This is a genomic window from Ammonicoccus luteus, from assembly GCF_050880385.1.
In the GTDB taxonomy this organism is placed as follows: Bacteria; Actinomycetota; Actinomycetes; order Propionibacteriales; family Propionibacteriaceae; genus Enemella.
In genome coordinates, this window is record NZ_JBNZCI010000016.1 from 1 (window position 1) to 1,435 (window position 1,435).

The window sequence follows — 1,435 nt, forward strand, 5'->3', positions numbered from 1 at the left end:
GGCTCTTCACAATCGACGGTGTAGTTGGGGTCTGAATCCTCCGGCTTCGAGGAGTGCGCGGGCGATGTAGTGGGTGAGGTTGCGGAAGCCGAGGGCGGATCCGCGGAGGTGTTCGAGTCGGCCATTGATCGCCTCGGTTGGACCGTTGCTGGTGCCCGGCCGGTCGAAGTAGGCCAGGATGTCGGCGGCCCTCTTTTTCAGAGTTCGACCGAGGGTGATGATCTCGACCAGAGCACCCGGGACCCCGGAACTGGCCGTCGCGATGAGCTGGGTCATCAGCCTGCGTCCCTCGCCACGGTCGGGATGACGATAAGCAGCGACCATGCGCTGATAAACACCCCAGGTGGCCTCGATCTCGACATGGTCCTCGGTCGCGAAAAGCGCCTCCAGACGGGTGTGCTGCTTCGCTGTGAGCACGTCCGCACCGGTCAGCAGGGTCCGTCGGGCCCGATACAACGGATCGTCAGCGCGGCCTCGATGACCGTGCAACTGGTGTTGGACCCGGCGTCGACAGCGGTCGAGGGCGTCCCCGGCGAGGCGGACCACATGGAACGGGTCCATCACCGTGGCGGTCTCGGGCAGTTCTTCAGTGGCGGCGGTCTTGAACCCGGTGAACCCGTCCATCGCGACCACTTCCACCCCATCGCGCCAGGCCTGATCCCGTTCGGCGAGCCAGGTCTTGAACGCCCGTTTCGATCTGCCTTCGACCATGTCCAACAACCGCGCGGGGCCAGTGCCATCGCGGACCGGGGTGAGATCGATAATGACGGTCACGTACTTGTCCCCGCGCCGGGTATGCCGCCACGCGTGTTCATCCACACCCAAGACGGTGACCCCATCCAGCCGGTCCGGGTCGTTGATCAGCACCCGCCGGCCTTCGGCGAGCACTGCGGTGTTCGCGGTGTTCCACGACACCGCCAACGCCTCAGCGATCCGGGCCATGCTCAGGTGCTGACAGACCAGTCCGACCAGCGCCCACGCCACCCCGGCACGGGACATCTTCGCCCGCGGTTCCGCGGCTTTCGAGATGTCTTGGCGCCACACGTGCCCGCACCCGGTGCACCGGTAGCGACGCAGCCGGATCAGCAGCGTGGTCGGGCGCCAGCCGAACGGCTCATGGGCCAACCGGCGGGTCACGGTGTCCCTGGGCGCACCCTGACACCCGCAGCGTCGGCACCAGTCATCGGGCTCGATCACCCGGCACAACAGCACCGACCGCTCCGGCTCGACGCACTGCCCAGTCACTTCGAGCCCGAGCTGGTCCAAGCGCGTGAAGGTGGTCAGATCCGGGCAGGTGAAGGTAGCGTCAAGCATGTCGAGGTCTTTCAGATGGCTGGCGTAGGAACCTCCATCATCGAAAGACCTCGACCCTTACCCGGCCATCGACGCGCCGACCGGACTCAACCACCCTCTACACCCCGAATTGTGAAGAGCC

1 protein-coding gene is annotated in these 1,435 nt (G+C 65.9%); it reads right to left on the reverse strand.

What is annotated here, in order from left to right; genetic code table 11:
• Positions 1-6: 6 nt before the first annotated feature.
• Positions 7-1,314: an ISL3 family transposase gene (locus tag ACQ260_RS17275; RefSeq protein WP_432560707.1), complete on the reverse strand. Its 1,308-nt coding sequence runs from the start codon at positions 1,312-1,314 to the stop codon at positions 7-9.
• Positions 1,315-1,435 lie beyond the last annotated feature (121 nt).